At 62.9% G+C, this 19,707-nt stretch carries 20 protein-coding genes; 5 read left to right on the top strand and 15 right to left on the bottom strand.

Going from position 1 to position 19,707, the window contains the following annotated elements; translation table 11 throughout:
* Positions 1 to 2: 2 nt before the first annotated feature.
* Both bcsG and bcsA read right to left on the bottom strand, forming a co-directional pair.
* Positions 3 to 1,598, bottom strand: coding sequence for a cellulose biosynthesis protein BcsG (bcsG, locus tag VGD45_RS12830; RefSeq protein WP_331155702.1), 1,596 nt, complete (start codon positions 1,596 to 1,598; stop codon positions 3 to 5).
* Position 1,599: 1 nt separating this feature from the next.
* A complete protein-coding gene (gene bcsA / locus VGD45_RS12825; protein ID WP_331155701.1) occupies positions 1,600 to 4,164 on the bottom strand; it encodes a UDP-forming cellulose synthase catalytic subunit in 2,565 nt (854 codons plus the stop codon).
* Positions 4,165 to 4,414: 250 nt separating this feature from the next.
* Here bcsA and VGD45_RS12820 point away from each other — a divergent pair, with 250 nt between their 5' ends.
* The 4 genes from VGD45_RS12820 to glmS all read left to right on the top strand — a co-directional run bounded on the left by VGD45_RS12820 (position 4,415) and on the right by glmS (position 7,793).
* A complete protein-coding gene (locus VGD45_RS12820; protein ID WP_331155700.1) occupies positions 4,415 to 4,804 on the top strand; it encodes a hypothetical protein in 390 nt (129 codons plus the stop codon).
* Complete coding sequence (locus VGD45_RS12815; RefSeq protein ID WP_331155699.1) at positions 4,804 to 5,499, top strand: class I SAM-dependent methyltransferase; 696 nt, start codon at positions 4,804 to 4,806, stop codon at positions 5,497 to 5,499. The genes VGD45_RS12820 and VGD45_RS12815 overlap by 1 nt, the downstream gene beginning before the upstream one ends.
* A 140-nt stretch (positions 5,500 to 5,639) precedes the next feature.
* Positions 5,640 to 5,954 carry a hypothetical protein gene (locus VGD45_RS12810; protein ID WP_331155698.1) on the top strand — a complete coding sequence of 105 codons (315 nt, stop codon included), beginning with the start codon at positions 5,640 to 5,642 and terminating at the stop codon, positions 5,952 to 5,954.
* A gap of 18 nt (positions 5,955 to 5,972) precedes the next feature.
* Entirely contained in the window at positions 5,973 to 7,793 is a 1,821-nt protein-coding gene (glmS, locus tag VGD45_RS12805) for a glutamine--fructose-6-phosphate transaminase (isomerizing) (protein ID WP_331155697.1), read from the top strand.
* Between the two features lie 28 nt (positions 7,794 to 7,821).
* Here glmS and VGD45_RS12800 read toward each other — a convergent pair whose 3' ends face one another.
* The 8 genes from VGD45_RS12800 to VGD45_RS12765 form a co-directional block, all read right to left on the bottom strand.
* Positions 7,822 to 8,715 carry a GGDEF domain-containing protein gene (locus VGD45_RS12800; RefSeq protein WP_331155709.1) on the bottom strand — a complete coding sequence of 298 codons (894 nt, stop codon included), beginning with the start codon at positions 8,713 to 8,715 and terminating at the stop codon, positions 7,822 to 7,824.
* A 71-nt stretch (positions 8,716 to 8,786) separates the two neighbouring features.
* Complete coding sequence (gene rluF / locus VGD45_RS12795) at positions 8,787 to 9,488, bottom strand: 23S rRNA pseudouridine(2604) synthase RluF (protein WP_331155696.1); 702 nt, start codon at positions 9,486 to 9,488, stop codon at positions 8,787 to 8,789.
* Position 9,489: 1 nt separating this feature from the next.
* Positions 9,490 to 9,873, bottom strand: a complete 384-nt coding sequence (locus VGD45_RS12790) for a YkgJ family cysteine cluster protein (RefSeq protein ID WP_331155695.1) — start codon at positions 9,871 to 9,873, stop codon at positions 9,490 to 9,492.
* Positions 9,870 to 10,358 carry a type 3 dihydrofolate reductase gene (folA, locus tag VGD45_RS12785; RefSeq protein WP_331155694.1) on the bottom strand — a complete coding sequence of 163 codons (489 nt, stop codon included), beginning with the start codon at positions 10,356 to 10,358 and terminating at the stop codon, positions 9,870 to 9,872. The genes VGD45_RS12790 and folA overlap by 4 nt, the downstream gene beginning before the upstream one ends.
* 15 nt (positions 10,359 to 10,373) lie before the next feature.
* Positions 10,374 to 11,009, bottom strand: coding sequence for an SET domain-containing protein (locus tag VGD45_RS12780; RefSeq protein ID WP_331155693.1), 636 nt, complete (start codon positions 11,007 to 11,009; stop codon positions 10,374 to 10,376).
* Between the two features lie 15 nt (positions 11,010 to 11,024).
* Positions 11,025 to 11,819, bottom strand: a complete 795-nt coding sequence (locus VGD45_RS12775) for a thymidylate synthase (RefSeq protein ID WP_331155692.1) — start codon at positions 11,817 to 11,819, stop codon at positions 11,025 to 11,027.
* The gene (gene lgt / locus VGD45_RS12770; RefSeq protein WP_331155691.1) at positions 11,816 to 12,703 is read right to left on the bottom strand and encodes a prolipoprotein diacylglyceryl transferase; all 888 of its coding nucleotides are present in this window, start codon (positions 12,701 to 12,703) and stop codon (positions 11,816 to 11,818) included. Before lgt ends, VGD45_RS12775 begins: the two co-directional genes overlap by 4 nt.
* A gap of 53 nt (positions 12,704 to 12,756) precedes the next feature.
* Entirely contained in the window at positions 12,757 to 13,986 is a 1,230-nt protein-coding gene (locus tag VGD45_RS12765) for a class I SAM-dependent rRNA methyltransferase (RefSeq protein WP_331155690.1), read from the bottom strand.
* Between the two features lie 18 nt (positions 13,987 to 14,004).
* Here VGD45_RS12765 and VGD45_RS12760 point away from each other — a divergent pair, with 18 nt between their 5' ends.
* Positions 14,005 to 16,077 (top strand): thioredoxin domain-containing protein, encoded by a 2,073-nt coding sequence (locus VGD45_RS12760; RefSeq protein ID WP_331155689.1) that lies wholly within the window; start codon positions 14,005 to 14,007, stop codon positions 16,075 to 16,077.
* A 5-nt stretch (positions 16,078 to 16,082) separates the two neighbouring features.
* On the opposite strand, the gene VGD45_RS12755 is transcribed toward VGD45_RS12760, so the two are convergent.
* The 5 genes from VGD45_RS12755 to VGD45_RS12735 form a co-directional block, all read right to left on the bottom strand.
* On the bottom strand, positions 16,083 to 16,487 hold the full coding sequence (locus VGD45_RS12755; RefSeq protein ID WP_331155688.1) for a TfoX/Sxy family protein: 405 nt from the start codon (positions 16,485 to 16,487) through the stop codon (positions 16,083 to 16,085).
* Positions 16,488 to 16,733: 246 nt separating this feature from the next.
* Entirely contained in the window at positions 16,734 to 17,174 is a 441-nt protein-coding gene (locus VGD45_RS12750) for a hypothetical protein (protein WP_331155687.1), read from the bottom strand.
* A complete protein-coding gene (locus VGD45_RS12745; protein WP_331155686.1) occupies positions 17,171 to 17,512 on the bottom strand; it encodes a DMT family protein in 342 nt (113 codons plus the stop codon). The genes VGD45_RS12750 and VGD45_RS12745 overlap by 4 nt, the downstream gene beginning before the upstream one ends.
* Positions 17,513 to 17,519: 7 nt before the next feature.
* Positions 17,520 to 18,221, bottom strand: coding sequence for a 2-phosphosulfolactate phosphatase (locus VGD45_RS12740; protein WP_331155685.1), 702 nt, complete (start codon positions 18,219 to 18,221; stop codon positions 17,520 to 17,522).
* Between the two features lie 21 nt (positions 18,222 to 18,242).
* Positions 18,243 to 19,481, bottom strand: coding sequence for a type III PLP-dependent enzyme (locus VGD45_RS12735; RefSeq protein WP_414717580.1), 1,239 nt, complete (start codon positions 19,479 to 19,481; stop codon positions 18,243 to 18,245).
* Between the last annotated feature and the right edge of the window lie 226 nt (positions 19,482 to 19,707).

Here is a 19,707-nt window from a genome sequence, read left to right as displayed (position 1 = left end):
CCTCACTCAAGCGAAGCTCGCCGCGTCGGCACGTCCCAGGACGTCCATTCGCCGTTGGGCATGCGGACCATCGTATGGTTACGAATCTGCATCATGACCGTATGCTCGTTCTGCGCGACCGGATCGGTCTGCGGAAGGTTCTGTGTGTACGAGCTCACGTGGAAGTCCGGCTTGGTGAAAGGGTTGTCCGCGACGAATCGCGACAACAGCTCCGCGACCGCGAGATAACTCGTCGGCGCTTCGACATGCTGCTGCACATCCGTGACGTCGCCATTCGCATTGATCAGCAGCACGCCTACCGGCACACGCGTGATTGCATAGGTCGGCACTTCGCGCAGCCCGGGGATCTGCCTGCGATCCCCGCGCACCGCTGCCCCGTGCTCCGGAATGAAGACGAGAATCGCACGGCGCCCGGACGCGTCCAGGTCGTCGATGAACCGACGGATGTCGCTGGAGAACTGCATGAGCCGCGCCTGATATGACGCACTTCCCTCAGACGTGCTTGCCACTCGATTGCCGTCGTGCAGGCTGATGCTGTTGTAGTAGAGAACCACGCGCGTGGTCGGGTCCTGCAGCCGCTCGCTCCACCACTGGGACAGCACTGCGTAATCGTCATAGATTGGCGAGCCGTCGAAAGCGTGTTGCGCTACCGGAGCGTCCTTCGTGGTCTCTGGCTCGGCCGGAAAGGCGCCATGCACGCGCACGTCCGCGAAAAAATCGCCGAAGCGCCCGTCATGATTCATCAGCCACCGCGGCGCGAATCCCACGCGCTGCAGGCCGTCGATCAACAGACACTCGCGCTTGGGCGGCTCGTACAGCTCCAGTTGCTCGACCTGGCCGCAACTCGAACGCAACAGGCGGATCGCCGCCGGCCCGCTGTAACTGGCGGCCGTGCTGAAGTCGTCGAACACGATGTCGAAGCGTCGTAACAACGGATCGCTGGTCTCGCGCACGAAATCCAGGTCGTCCCAGGACAGCGAGCAGACGTGCATCAGGATGATGTCGTACGGCGCATCGTCGGCCGCGAGCGGCGCGAAACGCACTTGTCGCAATTGTTCCTTCGCATAGAACTCGCTGAGCGTGGCGTCGAGCGCTTCGACTCGCATGTTGCGTGGATCGATCGTGGCCTGCGGGGCCGGCCGTGCGCCCGGCGCCGGCGTGACGTTCGCCATCGCCCGCTCCACTGGCAGATGAGTCTCCGGTCGCACCAGAACGATCAGAATGGCGGCGAACACAAAAGTGCTGAGCCGCAGCTTGCGACGTGCCAGTCCATACACCAGGCTGAACACGACCAGACCCAGCAGCAACTTCCAGTCGATGAAACGTTGCGCCAGCTCCCACAGGTACTCGGGAGTGAAGTCCTTCAGGAAATGCGTCTGCTCCAGCACGCGTGCAAACGGCGGCAGCCAGGAATCGTGATACAGCAGCATGATCGCCAGCGGGATGCCGATCAGATTCTTGGTGAAGCGCTGCCGCGCATTCTGCGGCGGCAGCGCGGTGAAAACAGCGAACGCCAGGTTCAGCCAGGGATCGAAGCCGATGTAACCCACGCCGAATAGCAGCAGCTTGGCGAAAAAGTAGGCGCTCCACAGTCCCATCTCAGTTCACCGCCTCCGCTTCGATCTTTTTGGGTCGTACGTCGTTGTGCCACCACGCGACCAGCCCGTTGTGCACGCTCTCGAACAAGCGCAGGTAGCCGGTCGCACCGAATGAAAATACTTCGGCCAGGCTGGCCAGCGGCCGATCCGGCTCCACGCCGCGGTCCCAATCCGCCCACGCGCCGGGCTCGGCGAACGTGCAGCGAACGTAGTCGCTTTCCTGCTCGATCGACATGGGCTTCAGCATCAGCCCGACATGGACGTCCCGCACGACGGCCACCTCCACTGGAAAGCGAAATTCGCGATGCTCGTTCATCAACTCGATGCTGAAGACGTCGCCACGCTTCACTCCACCGGGTGTCAGCAATCTCACGCCCAGTCCGCCCATCGAAAAATCCTCGGTCTCGCAGCCGACTCGGCGACCGTCGGCCGCGATGAGCATCGCCGGCATGGATCTGACGACGCGATGAGCGCTGCGCACTTGCCGCGTTTCCGCCGCGACTCCCAGCACGGCGCCGAGCAACGTCAGATTGAACAACGTCCAGATCAGATTGACCGCCACCGTGGCCGCCTCGAAGGAGTTCCAGAACAACAGCCGCGGGATGGCGATCAGCGCGCCGGCGATGTTCAACAACACCAGCACTAGGTACGGCGCGGAAATGCGCCAGTCGAAAAAATCGTGCTCGATGAGCCCGCCCTTGGCGGTGACGTTGAACTTGCCCAGCCGCGGATTGATCAGCGCCACCGTGGTGGGCAGGGCGATGTACCACGACAGCACCGCCTCATAAGCTTCGTTCCAGAACGAATGCCGGAAGCGGCCTTGCAAATGCGCGTTCGCGATGCTCGATTGCACCAGGTGCGGCAAGGCATACGCTCCGAGCGTCACCGCGGTGGCATCGATGATGTGCAGCTCGAAGAACAAGTAAGTCAGCGGCGAGGTCAGGAAGATCAAGCGTGGGATGCCGGAAAAGAAATGCAGCATCGAGTTGGAGTAACACAGGCGTTGAAAAAAGCTCAGCCCGCGACCGAGGAATGGATTGTCCAGGCGGAAGATCTGCGCCATGCCGCGCGCCCAGCGAATGCGTTGACCGATGTGACCAGACAGACTCTCGGTGGCCAGTCCGCCCGCAAGGACCATGCGCAGATAGGCCGTCGTATAGCCGCGCCGATGCAACTTGAGCGCAGTGTGCGCATCTTCCGTGACCGTCTCGACCGCGATGCCGCCCACTTCCTGCAACGGCCCTCGACGCAACACGGCACACGAGCCGCAAAAGAACGTCGCGTTCCACAAGTCGTTGCCGTCCTGGATCAGTCCGTAGAACAGGTTGCCCTCGTTGGGCACGCGCCGGAACGTGCCAAGATTGCGCTCGAACGGATCGGGCGAGAAAAAGTGATGCGGTGTCTGCAACATCGCGCACTTCCGGTCTCGCAGAAACCAGCCCAGGGTGGTGGTGAGAAACGTACGCACGGGAATGTGATCGCAATCGAAGATGGCGACGAACTCACCTTGGGTGAGCTGCAAGGCGTGATTCAGATTGCCGGCCTTGGCGTGATCGTTATTGGGGCGAACGATGTACTCCGCGCCGCATGCTTTCGCGAACTCTTTGAATTCGGCGCGACGACCGTCATCCAGCAGATACACGCGCAGCTTGTCTGGCGGCCAGTCCAGGTTCAGAGCGGCGAGCACCGTGAGCTTCACCACTCTCAACGGCTCGTTGTAAGTGGGAATGAAAACATCGACCGTCGGCCAGCTGCCGCGATCCGCGGGCAGCGGCGCCGGCCTTCGCCTCAACGGACGTGCGTTCTGAATATAACCGAGCACCAGCACGACCCAGGTGTAACACTCTGCCGCCAGCAGTCCGAGGCCGAGAAACGCCTCCAGGTTGGAATCCAGATCCGTGGTCTGGGTCAAACGCCACCAGATATAACGCGACGACGCCAGCATTGACACGCCCATCAAAATGATGGCGGGCCCATAGCCCGTCAGCTGCCGCGTCAACAATGTGAGCACCCACATCCCCACCAGCACCACCGATTGCTGACCGAGGTTCAACGGCGTGGTCGCTGCCATCACGAACACCACCACAGCTGCACCGGTCAGCGTGTAGCGCACCGAAACATGAAGGCGCGAGAACGCTCGACTGACGGCCAGCGACGCGCTTTCCAACTTTTGCGCGCTCGACCAGGCCACTGGCATCGCATACGGATAGATCGCTTGATGCAGCAGAGTACGGATGGAAGGCGGGCGGCCGCGCCGCGCATCGGTGGCGTAAGTTTCAGGGCTGGACCAGTAAGCGCGCGGCGGATCGACCAGCAGCAGACTCCATAGCCAGGAGCGCATGCTGCTCGGATTGGTGACGCGCAATTGCTTGGCCAGCGCGAATACGGCCGGCTTGATGTAACGAATAACCCACTGCGGCCACGGCTGAGCCTGTTCCGCCGGCAGCACGACGAGATGCCACAGCCAACGCCCGAACGCCTGTCCCCAGCCGACTTCCAGCGGTCGCCCCGGCGGCGTGCGCGGATGAAAACGGGAGACCTGAATGGTGTCGTTCGGGTTGAGCACTGACGTTCCGGTCCGCCAGGGAAATTCCGTTGGCGGCCGGCAGAATAGCCACGCGCGCCGTCCCGGGGCAGCGCGTGTTTCCACAGCGGGCGTGATTTTCACAGCCGCGCGGAACCGCCTGCCGCGGCGGCGGCAATCGCGCCTGCCCGTCTCCCGGCTGAACACGGAACCATCGCCGGCCGCGGGACATCTATTCTTGAGTCGAGCCACGCGGTGGCTCGTGACCACAACTATGACCGGGTAACTGCCGATGCCGCGCTCTTCTGGTGCAGCCGTCGCCTCGCACTACGACGACATGCCGCTGTCGCTGGTGTTGTTTCGCTATCTGTGGCCGTTCTGGCTGTTCAAGGACGCCAGCCGCGGCGATCGGGTGGCGCGGGCCGCCGCTTACCGGCACAACCGCAGTATGCGAATCTACCTGCCCGGCTATCTCATGAAATGGATGTTCAGTTGCGTCACCGCATTCGCCATCGCCTCGGGCTTCGGTTCGTTGTCGACCGCGCAGGCGGCCAGCTCGACGGGCTCGGTGGACGTGTTCGCCATCATTGCCGCCGGCTGGGGCATCATCTTCGCTTGCAGCGTCTGCGTGCTGTTCATCACCAGCTACATTTATTTCTATTTGAGCCGCAACGACGCGTGATGCGCGCGTGGCTCTTCGCGCTGCTGCTGTCCGCGAGCAGCGCGTTTGCAGGCCCACCGCCTTACGAAACACGCGCCGAGCACGATCCCGACGGCATCGGGAAATTCTATCTTGGCCGCGAGATCGCACACGTCATGGGACCTGGTGGCGCGCCGTGGCTCGAACGGCCAGAGCGCGAGACGGAGGAACGTCCGCAACTCGTCATCGACGCGTTGGAAATCAAACCTGGCCAGACGATCGCCGATCTCGGGGCCGGCTCCGGTTACTACACGTTTCGAATTGCTCCATTGGTTGGGGAGCAAGGCCGCGTGCTCGCGATCGACGTGGAGCCGCGCATGCTTCGGATCATTTCCGACCGCGCGAAGCGTGCGGGCGTTGCGAATGTTACGACCGTGCTGAGTACACCCAGCGATCCCAACCTCGAACCGAACAGCGTCGACCTGTTGTTCATGGTCGACGTGTATCACGAGCTGGAATTTCCCTTCGAGATGCTCACCAAGGTGCGCGAAGCGTTGAAACCGGGCGGCCGGCTCGCGCTGATCGAATATCGGGCGGAGGACCCGGCGGTGATGATCAAGGCGGTCCACAAAATGTCGGAGCGGCAGATCATCCGCGAGCTCACGGCGGCCGGCTTCCGTCACCAGAAGACGGTCCACACCCTGCCCTTGCAGCATCTGGTGCTGTTCCAGAAATAGGCTTGCATCCCTGGCGGGATGCCGCCATCGGGAATGGGTTATGGGCCGCGCCTTCGGCGCGGCCCATGGACAATCCTGCAATGGCCTTGCTCCTCCAAATCACTGTATCCTTGCCCGAAATCGGGCAGGATTGTTGGGAAATGACCGACGAATCGGCAGACTTCCCCTCCGCATCGGATCGAATGGAGGGGCAGGACGAGATGGGAGAGCTGGTCGAGTTTCTGGCCCGCTCCAGCCGCCTCACTCCTCAGGAGGCCGCGCGGCTGGTGAACGAGGTGCTGGCATTCATGAGCGAAATGCCCGAGGACTTCGTCCGCCGCCGCCACCTCGCCCTGCAGGCGCAGGGCCTTTCGAACCGCGCGATCTATCTGCAGATCAGCGAAGAGCTGGCGAGCCGCCGCTTTCGCGCGCCCGAGTACAGCGAGCGCCAGATCCGCAGAATCATCTACGGCTGATCTCGGGAATGTTTCATCATGTGCGGCATCGTCGGTTACATCGGCAAGCGAGAAGCGGCGCCCATCCTCGTGGACGGCCTGCGGCGACTCGAGTATCGCGGCTATGACTCGGCGGGCATCGCCTGCGCGCGCAACGAGAAACTCAGCATCTTCAAGAGCAAGGGCAAGGTGCGCGATCTGGAACGTTCCCTGCCGGAACGCTTGAAGGGCACCACCGGCATCGCGCACACCCGCTGGGCGACGCACGGCGAGCCCAGCGACCGGAACGCTCATCCGCACACCGACAGTGGTGAACGCTTCGCCATCGTTCATAACGGCATCGTGGAGAACGCCGCTCAGCTGCGTTCCAAACTGCAAGCCAGTGGCGTGACGTTTCGCTCCGAAACCGATTCCGAAGTGCTGGCCCATCTGATCGCAGCCGTAGATGCGGACAGTCTTGAAGACAAAGTTCGCGAGGCTCTGCGACACATCAAGGGAACTTACGGGCTCGCAGTACTGGATGCCGAGCGGCCCGACAGCATCGTGGTCGCGCGCAACGGCAGCCCTGTCGTGCTCGGCATCGGCGAGCGGGAAATGTTTGTTGCCTCCGATGCCGTGGCGCTCGTTCGGCATACGCAAAGCGTCGTGCATCTGGACGACGGCGAGATCGCCGTAGTTCGCGCGGACGGATTCGAGACGTCGACTCTCGATGGCGGGGCCACTGCCAAGACGCCGTCGACCATTCCGTGGACCGATGAGTCTTTCGACAAGGAAGGCTACTCGCATTTCATGCGCAAGGAGATCGCCGAACAGGCCGAATCCATTCGCCGCACGCTCAGCGGCCGTCTGGAGCCCCGTTTCCAAACGACGCACATCGGCGGACTGGAAATGGCGGCGCGCGAGCTGCTGGAAATCCGCCGCGTGAAGATTCTTGGTTGCGGATCGGCCTATATCGCCGGCTGTTTCGGCGCGCACTTGATAGAGCAGCTGGCTCGCGTGCCCGCGCATGCGGAGCCCGCGTCGGAGTTTCGTTATCGCAATCCCGTGATCGAGCAGGACACGCTCTATATCGCCGTCAGCCAATCCGGCGAAACCTTCGACACGCTCGCGGCGGTGCAGGAAGTAAAGCGCAAGGGCGGTCGCGTGCTGGGCATCGTCAACGCCGTCGGCAGCACCATCGCGCGCGAATGCGGACGCGGCATCTATTTGCACGCCGGCCCCGAGATCGCCGTCGTCTCCACCAAAACCTTCACGTCGACCGCGGTGGCGTTTGCTCTGCTTGCGATTCATCTCGGCCGCATCAGAGACATGTCGACGGCCCACGGCGCACGTCTTTTGAAAGCGCTCGAAGCCTTGCCCGCCCAGGTGGACGAGATCCTCGCGACGGAGCCGCATATCGCCAAGCTGGCCAAAGAGCTCGCCCCGCACGAGAGCGCTTATTTCGTCGGCCGCGCCGCCGGCTATCCGGTCGCGATGGAAGGCGCGCTGAAGCTGAAAGAGATCAGCTACATCCACGCCGAAGCCTACCCCGCCTCCGAGCTGAAACACGGCCCGCTGGCGCTCATCAGCCCGGAAACGCCCACCGTCGTCGTCATTCCCCGCGACGATCTGTTCGCCAAGAACGTCTCGACCCTGGAAGAAATTCGCGCGCGCAGCGGCCCGCTCTACGCCATCACCCACCGGGGCGATCCCTTGCCCGTCCCCGTCAACGGCATCATCGAAGTGCCAAAATCCGAGCCCGAGCTGGATCCGCTGCTCATGAACATTCCATTGCAGCTGCTCGCCTATCACGTGGCCCTGGCGAAAGACCGGAACATCGATCAGCCGCGAAACCTGGCGAAGTCGGTGACGGTGGAATGAGGTCGCAATTTGCGACCTCAAAAAGGACTCAGCAGCAGACTTTGTTTCTTCCGGCGCGCTTGGCTTTGTAGAGCATCTCATCCGCCGTTCGATACAGATCGGCCAGAGTCATGCCTTCCTGTAACGTTCCGGCGCCGACGGAGATGGTGACGCGAATGTTTTTATCCTCGGCGACGAAGGCGTGCGCCTCGACCAGGGAACGCAGGTCCTCGCCGATCTTGGCGGCGTTGCGCAGTGAGGTTTCGGGCAGGATGACGCAGAACTCTTCGCCGCCGTAGCGGCCCAGGCGATCGCCGGGGCGCAGGCGGCGCTGCAGGATGCCGGCGAGGCCGCGAAGCACCGAGTCGCCAGTGAGATGACCGTGGGTGTCGTTGATGCTCTTGAAGTGATCGATGTCCAGCATCAGCAGCGACAGGTCGCGACCGTGACGCCGCGCTCGCGGGATCTCCTCTTCCAGCACCGAGTCGAGCAGCTTGCGGTTGGCCAGATCGGTCAGGCCGTCGGTCACCGTCATGCGATGGATGATCTCGTGGTACTGCAGCTCGATGTCCGAGCCGGACAGATATTTGAAAATCGTATCGCCAATTTTCAGGCGGTCGCCCCGCTGCAGCTGACGCTCGCGCACCGAATGCTCGTCGTCGTTGATGAACGTGCCGTTGGTGGACGCCAGGTCGACGACGAACAGATGGCCGCCGCGCTGCTCGAGCCGCGCGTGCCGGCGGGAGACGCAGTCGCTGGGCAGGACGATGTCGTTATCGCGGCCGCGACCGACCGAGGTGGCCGTCTTGTCCAGGACATAACGTCGGCCCAGATCGGCTTGCACGGGCGCATGGATGACGACCAGGCAGGCCTGACCCGGGCGCCTGACTCGCAGCTCGTCGAGCCCGGTCACCCGGGTTTGTACTTCGTAGTCGGAGTCCACAGCTAACAAGCGTACTGTGGCCCTAGCAGCACCGTCCAGCGACGGCGCCAGGCGTCCCGACCGACGGTCCGCTAAAAGTTGAATCCAGGCTTATGGGGCAGCAAACCGCGCACTTCGCGGTCCTCGAGCTCGCGCCATTGCCCTACTTTGAGGCCGCCCAATGTCAAATTGATGATCCGCACGCGTTGTAGGCGCAACACTTTATAACCGAAGAACGAGCACATGCGCCGGATCTGGCGGTTCAATCCCTGGGTCAGAATGATTTTAAAAGTGGCGGGACCGACGCGGGTCACCTTGCACGGCCGGGTGACCGTGCCGAGGATGCGCACCCCGCTCGCCATGCCGTTAAGGAAAATCTCGGTGACCGGCCGGTCCACCGTTACGACATATTCCTTCTCGTGGGCATTCTCCACCCGCAGAATCTCGTTGACGATGTCACCGTTATTGGTCAGCAGGATCAGACCCTCGGACTCCTTGTCCAGGCGCCCGATGGGAAAGATGCGCTCGCGGTAGCCGACGAAATCGGTGATGTTGCCGGGGATTTCGCGGTCGGTGGTGCAGATCACGCCGACCGGCTTGTTGAGAGCGATGTAAACATGTTTCTGCTCGCCGCCGACGGGCTGACCGTCGACGCAGACTACGTCGCCTTCCTTGACCTGCGTGCCGAGCGTCGCGACCACGCCGTTGATGGTCACGCGCCCCGCTTCGATCCGCGCATCGGCCTCACGTCGCGAGCACAACCCGGTCTCGCTGATGTACTTGTTCAGCCGCACGTCAAGCCGAAGGTATGAACTCGTCGTCGCCCTGGTGCTCGCGCTCGAACTTCAGGAACTCGTGGTACCCACAGCGATTGCCGTACGGGTACTTGCGACAGACGTTGGGGCGAGCTTCATAGACCGTGCAGCGGCGCTCGTCCGTATCGAAGAAACGGCAGATGGTCTTGTAGATGTGATCCTTCTGATGCCGCAGGATCTGCTCGTCCACTTCCTTGGTCTTGTAGTTGTAGGTGAACTTCTTCTTGGCCTCGCCCGGCGACAGCCCGAAATGCTTGGCCAGCCGCGCAATGTCGTATTCGCTGACGGCAATGCGAGAGTGGCTGCAACAATAGCCGGGACAGGTCGCACAGTTGTAACGCATCTTCACGGGCTGCGTGCTCATGGGCCGACTCTCTCCAGCGTGCTGAAGGTGAATGCGTGGGCGTGACGTTCGTCGGCGGGATGATACTCCTTCGCCACCTCGCGCCACTCGTGTTCCTGCAACTCCGGGAACAACACGTCACCCTCGACATTCGCGTGCACCCGCGTGAGATGAATGACCTGCACCCGCGGCAGCACCTGCCGATAGATCTCGGCGCCGCCGACGATGACGACTTCAGGCGCGGGCTGCGCCGCCGCCAGGGCATCGTCGATCGAAGTCACGACCCGACAGCCTGGAATATCCAACCCCGGTTGTCGTGAAATGACGATATTCAATCGTCCCGGCAGCGGCCGCCCGATCGAATCGAAGGTTTTGCGGCCCATCACGAGGGGCTTGCCGAGGCTGAGCGCCTTGAAATGTTTCAAGTCATCGGGCAGCCGCCAGGGCAGCTGATTGTTGCTGCCCATGACTCCATTGTCCGCGACGGCGACGATGATCGAGAGCATGAGAAACGCGGGGACCTACTTGCGAGCCTTCTTCTTGGCTTTGGCCTTTTTCTTATCCGCCTCGCGCTTGTCGGTCGGCTCCTTGTCGAGCATGGTGCCGCGACATTTCTTGGCGCCGCAGCGGCAGGCGTACAACGCCAGCTCCGCCGGATCGTCGGTGCTTTCCCAGGTGAGCTGATAGTCGTAGCCCAGCTCCTCGCCCGGTTTGATGTTACGGATGGCGTCGATGAACACGCGGCTGTTCTCGATCACCGTCTCGCAATTCGGATTGCAGCTGTGATTGATGAAGCGCGCGTCGTTGCCGTTCACGCCGGCGTCGATCACGGTGCGATTGCTGGCGATGAACAGGAACGTGTGGCCGTCGTCGTCGCCCTTTTCCTCATAGCGCGCGTCCGCTTCGCCGTGCGAGATGCGTTCGCCGAGATATTCGAGAATCCGCGTGCCCTTCTTGATCGGCGCAACGGCGTACACGCCGCGACCGTGGATCGTCGAATTACGCGCCTCGACCAGCGGCGAGGTTGCCAAGGACACGGCAGGTTTTTTGCGCAACGGCCGGCGGGCTTTGCGCACCGACTTCTTCTGCGAACTGCGAGTGGACTTGGACGCGCGCGTTTTGTCACGCGACTGAGTGCGACGGTTCTGCTTGGCCATTGAGACAGCTATGGGTTAGACAGCGATGGGCGCTTTGATGGAAGGATGAGCCTGGTAATCGACGATCTGGAAATCCTCGTACTCGTACTCGAATATCGAGGGCGGCTTGCGCTTGATGACCAATCGCGGCATCGGAAACGGCTGGCGCTTCAGCTGCTCGTCGGCCTGGTCCAGATGATTCAGATACAGATGACAATCGCCGCCCGTCCAGATGAACTCGCCGGGCTCCAGGTCGCACTGCTGAGCGAACATGTGCGTCAGCAGCGCATACGAGGCGATATTGAAAGGCACGCCCAGGAACACGTCGGCGCTGCGCTGATACAACTGGCACGACAGCTTGCCGTCGCCCACCCAGAACTGAAACAGCGCATGACACGGCGTGAGCGACATCTGCTCCAGCTCGCCCACGTTCCAGGCATTGACGATGATGCGGCGGGAATCGGGATTGCGGCGGATCAGGTCGAGCGTGCGGCTGATCTGATCGATGGTCTTGCCGTCCGGCCCCGGCCAGGAGCGCCACTGCTTGCCGTAGATCGGGCCGAGCTCGCCGTGCTCGTCGGCCCACTCGTCCCAGATCGACACGCCGTGATCCTTGAGATATCGGATGTTGGTGTCGCCCTTCAGGAACCACAGCAGCTCGTAGACGATGGACTTCAGGTGCAGCTTCTTGGTGGTCACCAGCGGAAAGCCTTGTGACAGATCGAAGCGCGCCTGATAGCCGAACACGGACAGCGTGCCCGTGCCGGTGCGGTCGGTCTTGCGCAAACCGTGCTCGCGGATGTGCCGCAGCAGCTGCAGGTACTGAATCATGACGCGGTCGCGAGTTGCTTGGCGCCGTAGTTGCCGCTGGCCTCCTGCCGACGATAGGCCCAGGCCAGGAGAGTGACGCCGAGGACGATCATCGGCAGCGACAGCAGTTGGCCCATGGTCACCCAGTCGAACAGCAGATAGCCGCGATTCTCGTCCGGCACCCGCACGAACTCCACGAGGAAACGGCACACGCCGTACAAGATCAGGAACAGGCCCGACGGCGCCAGTCTCGGCCGCGGCTTGCGCGTGAACAGCCAAAGCACGATGAACAACAGCAAGCCTTCCAGCAAACCTTCATAGAGCTGCGAGGCATGCACATGTAACACGCAGGGGTCGACGGCGAAGCGCTCGCACAGGCGCCTCACCTCGTTGGCCTGCACCTCGTAGAGCGGCGCCGGATCGACGATGAAGCCCCAGGGCGCGTCGGTGGGCTTGCCCCACAACTCACCGTTGATGAAGTTGCCGATGCGCCCGGCGAAAATGCCCAGACCTGGCAGGGGCGCCATGAAATCGAGCACGTCCGCGAAGCGGCGCCGCCGCTGACGGGCGAAAATCAGCACCGCCAGGATCGCGCCGATCAGGCCGCCGTGGAACGACATGCCGCCTTCCCAGATGCGGATGACGGTGACTGGATCCTCCATCACCTGCTCGCCGCCGTAGAAGGCAATCCAGCCCAGGCGGCCGCCGAGGATCACGCCGATGGCGGCAAAGAAAATCACGTCGTCGACTTCGATGGGCTGCCAGGTCGAATCCGGCCGCGCCGCCCGGCGTCGCGCCAGCCACCATGCGGCGGCGAAACCGATGACATACATGAGCCCGTACCAGCGCACAGCCAGCGGGCCCACCGAAAAGATGATCGGGTCGATCGCGGGGTAGGGAATCATTGTCGGCGCGAGTATACCAATGCCATCGTTTCACCCGCCCGTCGATCGGGCCGTTATTCCGTGACGACCCGGCAGAAATAGGCCTTCAGGTAGCGCGTTTCCGGGATCGCCGGATGAATCGGATGATCGGGCGCCTGGCCCCCGACTTCCACGACTTGCGCAAACCGGCCGAGGTGGCGCGCGCCGCGCTGAATGGCGGTGAGCAGGTGATCCGGTTCCAGATGATACGAGCAGGAACACGACACCAGGATGCCGTCTCTGTCCAGCAACTGCATGGCGAGCTGGTTGAGCCGTTTGTAGGCCGCCTCACCCTTGGGCACATCTTTTTTACGTTTGATGAACGCCGGCGGATCGATGACCACCACGTCGAAGCGCCGCCCTTCCCCGTGCAGCGACTCCATGACGTCGAACGCGTCGCCCTTGAGCACGGCGGGCTTCAGCCCGTTGGCCGCGGCGCTCGCCTGTAACAGCTCCAGCGCCGACGCCGAGGAATCCACGCACGTGACTTCGGTGGCGCCCGCCTTGAGCGCGCCCAGTCCCCAGGCGCCGAGATAGCTGAAAACGTCGAGCACGCGCGCGCCGCCGACATATTTGCGTAACGCCAGACGATTGGACGCCTGATCGAAGAACCAGCCGGTTTTCTGCCCGCTGCCCAGCGGCACCTGGAATCCCACGCCGCCCTCTTCCACCAGCACCGACTCGGGCGCGTCCCCAAACACCGTCTCGACGTAATGCGGCAGCCCTTCCAGGTCGCGCACGCCAGCGTCGTTCTTCCAGACCAGCGCGGCTGGATTGATGACTTTTTTCACCGCAGTCTCGATCTGCGGACGCAGGGCTTCCATGCCGGCGGTGGCGATCTGTCCGACCACCACGTCGCCGAATCGATCCAGCACCAGGCCCGGCAGGCCATCGGACTCGCCGTACACCAGCCGATAAAAGGGCTTCTCGTAAAGCGAGCGACGCAGCGACTGCGCCACTTGCAGGCGATGCACGAGCAGCGATTTATCCGGTGGATAAGCGGGACTGCGCCCGAGAATGCGCGCGCTGATCAGCGAATGCGGATTCACATAGGCATAGCCCAGGAACTTGTCGCGATCGGACACGACACGGCACAACGCGCCCGGCTTGAAGGCCGTGAGCGGAGTGCGGGCGGTGTCCACTTCGTTGGAAAACACCCACAGATGGCCAGCGGCCAGACGACGATCCTCGCCGCGCTTCAAGCGCAACTCCGGCAGGTCGGTGGGCGTAGTGTGGGGAGTCGGTGTGTCGGAGGCGGTGTTCATTTAGAGTGGGCGCATTCTATGCACGAATCATCACACCGCAACCGTCTCGCGGACGAAACCAGCCCTTATCTGCTCCAACACGCGGCCAACCCCGTGGATTGGTATCCCTGGGGCGAAGAGGCTCTGGAGCGCGCGCGACGCGAAAACAAGCCCATTCTGCTGTCCATCGGCTACTCGGCCTGTCACTGGTGCCACGTCATGGCGCATGAGTCCTTCGAGGATCCGGCCAGCGCGGCGGTGATGAACGAGCTGTTCGTGAACATCAAGGTGGACCGCGAGGAGCGGCCCGACCTGGACCGCATTTACCAGATTGCGCAGCAGATGCTCACTCAGCGCGGCGGCGGCTGGCCGCTCACGATGTTTCTATCGCCCCGGGATCAGCGACCCTTTTTCGGCGGCACTTATTTTCCGAAGGAGCCGCGCCACGGGCTCCCCGCGTTTACCGACCTGCTGCAGCGGGTGGCTCAGTTCTATCGCGAACGCGCCGATGACATCGCTCAGCAGAGCGAAGCTTTGCAGCAGGCCTTCGATCAACTGCACACGCCGCCCGCTTCGGGCGACACGGCGCTAACGACAGCCGCGATTCGCGCCGCGCGCGAGCAGTTGGCCGCGGCCTTCGACCCGCAATTCGGCGGTTTCGGAGGCGCACCGAAGTTTCCTCACCCCGCCAACATCGAGTTCCTGTTGCGCCAATGGCGCGCGACGGCCGGCGCCGATGAGCCGGATCTGCATTCGCTCTATATGGCGACGCTGACGCTCAAGCGCATGGCCGACGGCGGCATTTACGATCAGTTGGGCGGTGGTTTCGCGCGCTATAGCGTCGATGCGTACTGGATGATCCCGCACTTCGAAAAGATGCTGTATGACAACGGCCAACTACTGCGGATGTACGCGCACGCGGCGCTGGCGACGGGCGAGCCCCTCTTCGGCCGCATCGCTGGCGAAACGGCCGACTGGATGATTCGCGAGATGCAGTCGAGCGAAGGTGGCTTCTGGTCCGCGCTCGACGCCGACTCCGAGGGACACGAAGGCAAGTTTTACGTCTGGCAGCCTGACGAAGTGTCCGGGCTGCTCGATGCCGACGATTACGTGGTGGTCTCGCGTCGCTTCGGGCTCGACCGATCCGCCAACTTCGAAGGCGAAGCCTGGCATCTGCATGTGTTCCGTTCCGAAGAAGATATCGCCGGCGAACTGCAGATCGACGTGGCCGAAGTCGACAAGCGCCTCGCCCGCGCGCGCAAGGTTCTCCTGGAAGCGCGCCATCGTCGTGTGTGGCCGGGGCGTGACGAGAAAGTGCTCACGTCATGGAACGGCCTTGCGATCAGCGGACTGGCGGTCGCGGCTCGCGCTCTGCGACGACCAGATCTGGCGGATGCCGCGACTCGCGCCGTCGATTTCATTCGCAGGGAATGCTGGCGCGACGGTCGGTTGTTAGCGGCCTATAAAGATGGCCGTGCGCGCTTTCCGGCTTATCTCGACGATCATGCGTTCCTGCTCGACGGGCTGCTCGAGCTGCTGCAGACCCGCTGGCGCAGCGCCGACCTGCAATTCGCGACCGAGCTGGCCGAAGCGCTGCTGGCCCATTTCGAGGATCGCGAGTCCGGCGGTTTCTTTTTTACCGCGGACGATCACGAACAGCTCATGCACCGATCCCGCTCATTCAGCGACGAGGCCGTCCCCGCCGGCAACGCCATTGCCGCGCAGGCGCTCGCGCGACTCGGATTGTTGCTCGGCGAGACGCGCTATCTGGATTCCGCGGCGAAAACGTTGCGCGGGGCGTGGCCTGCCTTGCAGCACTATCCTCATGCGCACACGGCCCTGCTCGTGGCGCTGGAAGAACATCTGGAGCCGCCCGAAGTTGTCATCGTGCGCGGCGAAGCCAAGGACACCGAAAGCTGGCGCGATGAGTTGGCGAAGGTCTATGCGCCGCGGCGGCTGGTGTTTGCGATTCCGGCCGACGCACCAGAGCTGCCCGCCGCCATCGCCGACAAGAAGCCCCTGGAGGAAACCGCAGCCTATGTTTGCCGCGGGATGACGTGCTCGGCGCCGGTGCGCTCGCTGTCTGGACTAGTGGCGCTCACGCGCGGCTGAAGCCGCTATTTCTTCTCTTTCTCGCGCCGCTTGGCCTGCTTCATGTGGCGCGAGCGCTCGATGCCCGCCATTTGTTTGGCGCGCGCCGACTCGATAGCCGCGTTGAGCGCGCGTTCGCCCCAGATCTTCAACTGCTCGGCGTCCTGAACGACTTCCGGCGGCACTTCGTGATGATCGGTGGTGAGGTCGAACGCGTTCGGATACGGCTTGAACTGCGGCATGCCCCGCGCGACATAATCATCGAGGTTGCTCTTGTCGGTGTGCAGGTACAGCTTGTCGCCCATGACGATGGCGAGCAGGCGCTCGTCGATGAATACACCGACGCCGCCGAAAATCGCACGACTGGAAATGCGCCCGAGCGGCGCGAGTTGTTCTGCGACGTAACTGGCCAGGCTCGACTTGACCCGCATATCGAGCTACTCACTCTTCCTGAATGCTTCCGAGCAGCGCACCCTTTCGTGGATGAAGTGGGCGTCGCTGAAACTGGCGCGAGGACGCAGGCGGCATGCTTGCTGCGTCGCTGCGGCTCCTCCCCAGGGGCGGGAGTTTACCTCGCAACCTCCCACTGTAAACCTGCGGACGTCATCAAGTGGCGACACTGTGCGCCAGTCGACACGCGCTCGCGCGAGAAATCCCGAGAAAACGCTTAGGAAAATTTATAGGGTCGCGACCAGCCGCTGCCGGATTAAGTCACGCAGCGCCCCATGCGCCTGCGCGTCGAAGACAGGCGCCTGCTGCCAGTCGTACCCCCAGGGATTGTTCTTGCGCATGGCTTCGGGCTCGTCGGTATAGCGCGGGTGCACGTGAGCATGCAGCGCCGGCTCCACGTTGCCGAAAATGGCGTAATTGATCCGCAACGCGCCGGTAGCAGTCAGTACCGCATCGCCCAGCAGGCCCAGCTCGGACAGGAACAGATCCCTCTGGCTACGCTCGAGAGCGTTCAAATGCGGCACCACCGGATCCGGCAGTAACAGGCAATAACCGGCCAGCACCTGCCGCTGGCCCATCACCGCCCATCCCGAACGCATGCGCGCCACCACGGTGGGATCGTCTCCGCGACGGCAGCTTTCGACCAGGCGATGAATGGCGGTGCTCATTTGCGAAACACGAAATACACGGCGCCCATCATGCACAGCGCCGCCCACAGGTAATCGAGCTTGAGCGGCTGGCGCATGTAGAGCGTGACAAACGGGACGAACACGGTCAGCGTGATCACTTCCTGCAGGATCTTCAACTGCGGCAGGCTCAACGCCGTGTAACCGATGCGATTGGCAGGCACCTGCAATAAGTACTCGAACAGTGCGATGCCCCAGCTGATCAGCGCCGCGACGATCCACGGCTTCTGATTGAGCTCCTTCAGATGCGCGTACCAGGCGAACGTCATGAATACGTTCGACAAGGTGAGTAACACGATAGTGCGGGCAATAGGGTTCATGGGGGGTTCATGCGATGACCGGTACGTCGATCCGGCGCAGGCGCGGCGGCGATTCGCCTGTTTCCAGCCGCAACACGAAATCGAACTCGTCGACCCGCGTGCACAGCTCGAAGTCGCGCTCGGGCGCCCAGTCGCAGGCCGGATCGAAAAATTTCTGCGCACTGCTGGCGCCGCGCAGTCGCTCGCGAATTCCGGCGACGGGCATGGGTTCGCCCATCAGCCGGGAGCGCAACAGCTCCGCGCAGAGATCATCTTCGTCGGAGTTCTCGCGCGCTTCGTGGCCCATGCGCACGATCGTCACAACCGAAGGTTGACGCGACTGGATGTAACGCACGATAGCCCCGGCATTCACGAGCGCGCCGGTGATCACTTCGTCCGCGTGCAAGGCATTGGTGAGCCCCTGCGTGCCGGCGTGCGTGGTGTGAATGATCGTGCGCCCGGCGACCTCGATCTTTTCGAGATCGGCCGGCGAGTTGCCGCAGTCGAAACCTGGCAGCGGCCGCGCATGGCGCTCGCCAATCAACAACCAATCGGGATTGCGACGCTTCAGCTCGCGAGCGTCATCGACAGCAGCGACAGGAATGACGGTCGCCACGCCGCGCGAGAACGCGTACGCGGCGACCGAAAACGCTCGGAACACATCGATGACGACGGCGATGCCGCGCGCCGATTGCGCGCCGGCAACGTGATCGACGACGTTAACCTGCAAGCGTCGTGCAGGCCGCCACGTTCAGGCGGCCCGGCCTCGACCGCCGGCAGCCTTGCGCTGCAGGCGAACCACACGGCGCGCATCGGCCGTCTCGTTCATCACGACGACCTTGGCGCGCTTGAAGAAGTTGAAGTCGGTGGCGCTGGCCCAGGTATAGGCGCCCATCATGCGGCCCACGACCAGATCGCCCACTTCCAACTCCGGCAGCATGATGCACTCGTCGATCACGTCGATGGAGTCGCAGGTCGGGCCCGACAGCACGCTCTCGTGCAACTCGCCGCCCTCGCGCAGCACCGACACCGGATACTTGGCGTGGTCGAACATCTGACCGCTGTACGAGCCGTACAGACCGTCGTCCAGGTAATACCACCAGCGACCGTCACGCTTGGCCTTGCCCATCACCGACGACACGGCGATGGCGGCAGGCGCCGCGATGAAACGGCCCGGCTCGGCGATGACACGGACGTGCGGCGGCAGCTTGGCGAGCGCGGCGCGAATCGGACGGCAGAACTCGTCGATCGGCGTGACGCTCTCGTTGTAAGCCACCGGGAAACCGCCACCGATGTCGAGCACGTCGAGCGACGGCAGACCGGCCAGCACCGCTTCCGCGATGAGGTTGGTGCACGCCTGTACGGCTTCGACGTACTTGGACGGATCGGTCGCCTGCGAGCCGACGTGGAAAGACAAACCGCGCACGCGCACGCCGAGACGGCGCGCCTGCTCGATCAGGCCGAGCACGTCGCCAGGGGCGCAGCCGAACTTCTTCGACAGATCGACGACGGCGTTCGGGCTACGGAACGACACACGCAGCAGCACTTCCGCACGCTTGCGATAGCGCACGAACTTCTTCAGCTCGTCCGGGTTGTCGGCCACGAAGGTCGTAACGCCGTAACGGAGCGCGTCGCGAATGTCGCTGTCGCGCTTGATCGGATGCGTGTGGATGCAGCGGCTCGGGGCGATGCCCTGCTGCTTCACCAGCTCCACTTCGCCCGTGGTCGCGAGGTCGAAATAAGCACCTTCGTCGCGCAAGCACGACACCACCGCGGCGTGCGGCAGCGGCTTGAGCGCGTAGTGGAGGTCGACGCCGGGCAGCGCTGCCTTCAGCGCGCGGTACTGGCGACGCACCTGTTCGCAGTCCACCACCAGCAGCGGCGAACCAAAACGGGCGACCAGCGCACGGATTTCAGCTTCCGTGAGCGTGGTGGAATCGAAGGAGTGGGCCGGAGAAACGGCGAGTGACTGCTTGGCTGCGCGGGGCAACACCTGGTGGGCACCTCTCAAAAAGCTGCGAACACTTAACCAACCAACAAGAGCGACAGATTTCTTGAACGTCTGAAGCTCTCACAAGTTCTGGTCGAGCGGCACTGCAGCTTACGCGTGGTGCTCTCTTACACAGGCCGGCGCGAAATTTAGCAAAAATGTCCGGCGATGCAAGAAGCACGTCACAGAATTTATCCTCCTCGGCGAAAAAAATTTCGGACGCGCG

The organism is Steroidobacter sp., from assembly GCF_036402275.1.
In the GTDB taxonomy this organism is placed as follows: domain Bacteria; phylum Pseudomonadota; class Gammaproteobacteria; order Steroidobacterales; family Steroidobacteraceae; genus Steroidobacter.
This window is presented reverse-complemented; position numbering and strand designations above follow the sequence as displayed.

Excerpts from the sequence above, each read along its gene's own strand:
- bcsG (WP_331155702.1), bottom strand. The coding sequence starts at position 1,598 with ATGGGACTGTGGAGCGCCTACTTTTTCGCCAAGCTGCTGCTATTCGGC.
- VGD45_RS12820 (WP_331155700.1), top strand. The coding sequence starts at position 4,415 with ATGCCGCGCTCTTCTGGTGCAGCCGTCGCCTCGCACTACGACGACATG.
- VGD45_RS12815 (WP_331155699.1), top strand. The coding sequence starts at position 4,804 with ATGCGCGCGTGGCTCTTCGCGCTGCTGCTGTCCGCGAGCAGCGCGTTT.
- VGD45_RS12810 (WP_331155698.1), top strand. The coding sequence starts at position 5,640 with ATGACCGACGAATCGGCAGACTTCCCCTCCGCATCGGATCGAATGGAG.
- glmS (WP_331155697.1), top strand. The coding sequence starts at position 5,973 with ATGTGCGGCATCGTCGGTTACATCGGCAAGCGAGAAGCGGCGCCCATC.
- VGD45_RS12790 (WP_331155695.1), bottom strand. The coding sequence starts at position 9,873 with ATGAGCACGCAGCCCGTGAAGATGCGTTACAACTGTGCGACCTGTCCC.
- folA (WP_331155694.1), bottom strand. The coding sequence starts at position 10,358 with ATGCTCTCGATCATCGTCGCCGTCGCGGACAATGGAGTCATGGGCAGC.
- VGD45_RS12780 (WP_331155693.1), bottom strand. The coding sequence starts at position 11,009 with ATGGCCAAGCAGAACCGTCGCACTCAGTCGCGTGACAAAACGCGCGCG.
- VGD45_RS12775 (WP_331155692.1), bottom strand. The coding sequence starts at position 11,819 with ATGATTCAGTACCTGCAGCTGCTGCGGCACATCCGCGAGCACGGTTTG.
- lgt (WP_331155691.1), bottom strand. The coding sequence starts at position 12,703 with ATGATTCCCTACCCCGCGATCGACCCGATCATCTTTTCGGTGGGCCCG.
- VGD45_RS12765 (WP_331155690.1), bottom strand. The coding sequence starts at position 13,986 with ATGAACACCGCCTCCGACACACCGACTCCCCACACTACGCCCACCGAC.
- VGD45_RS12760 (WP_331155689.1), top strand. The coding sequence starts at position 14,005 with ATGCACGAATCATCACACCGCAACCGTCTCGCGGACGAAACCAGCCCT.
- VGD45_RS12755 (WP_331155688.1), bottom strand. The coding sequence starts at position 16,487 with ATGCGGGTCAAGTCGAGCCTGGCCAGTTACGTCGCAGAACAACTCGCG.
- VGD45_RS12750 (WP_331155687.1), bottom strand. The coding sequence starts at position 17,174 with ATGAGCACCGCCATTCATCGCCTGGTCGAAAGCTGCCGTCGCGGAGAC.
- VGD45_RS12745 (WP_331155686.1), bottom strand. The coding sequence starts at position 17,512 with ATGAACCCTATTGCCCGCACTATCGTGTTACTCACCTTGTCGAACGTA.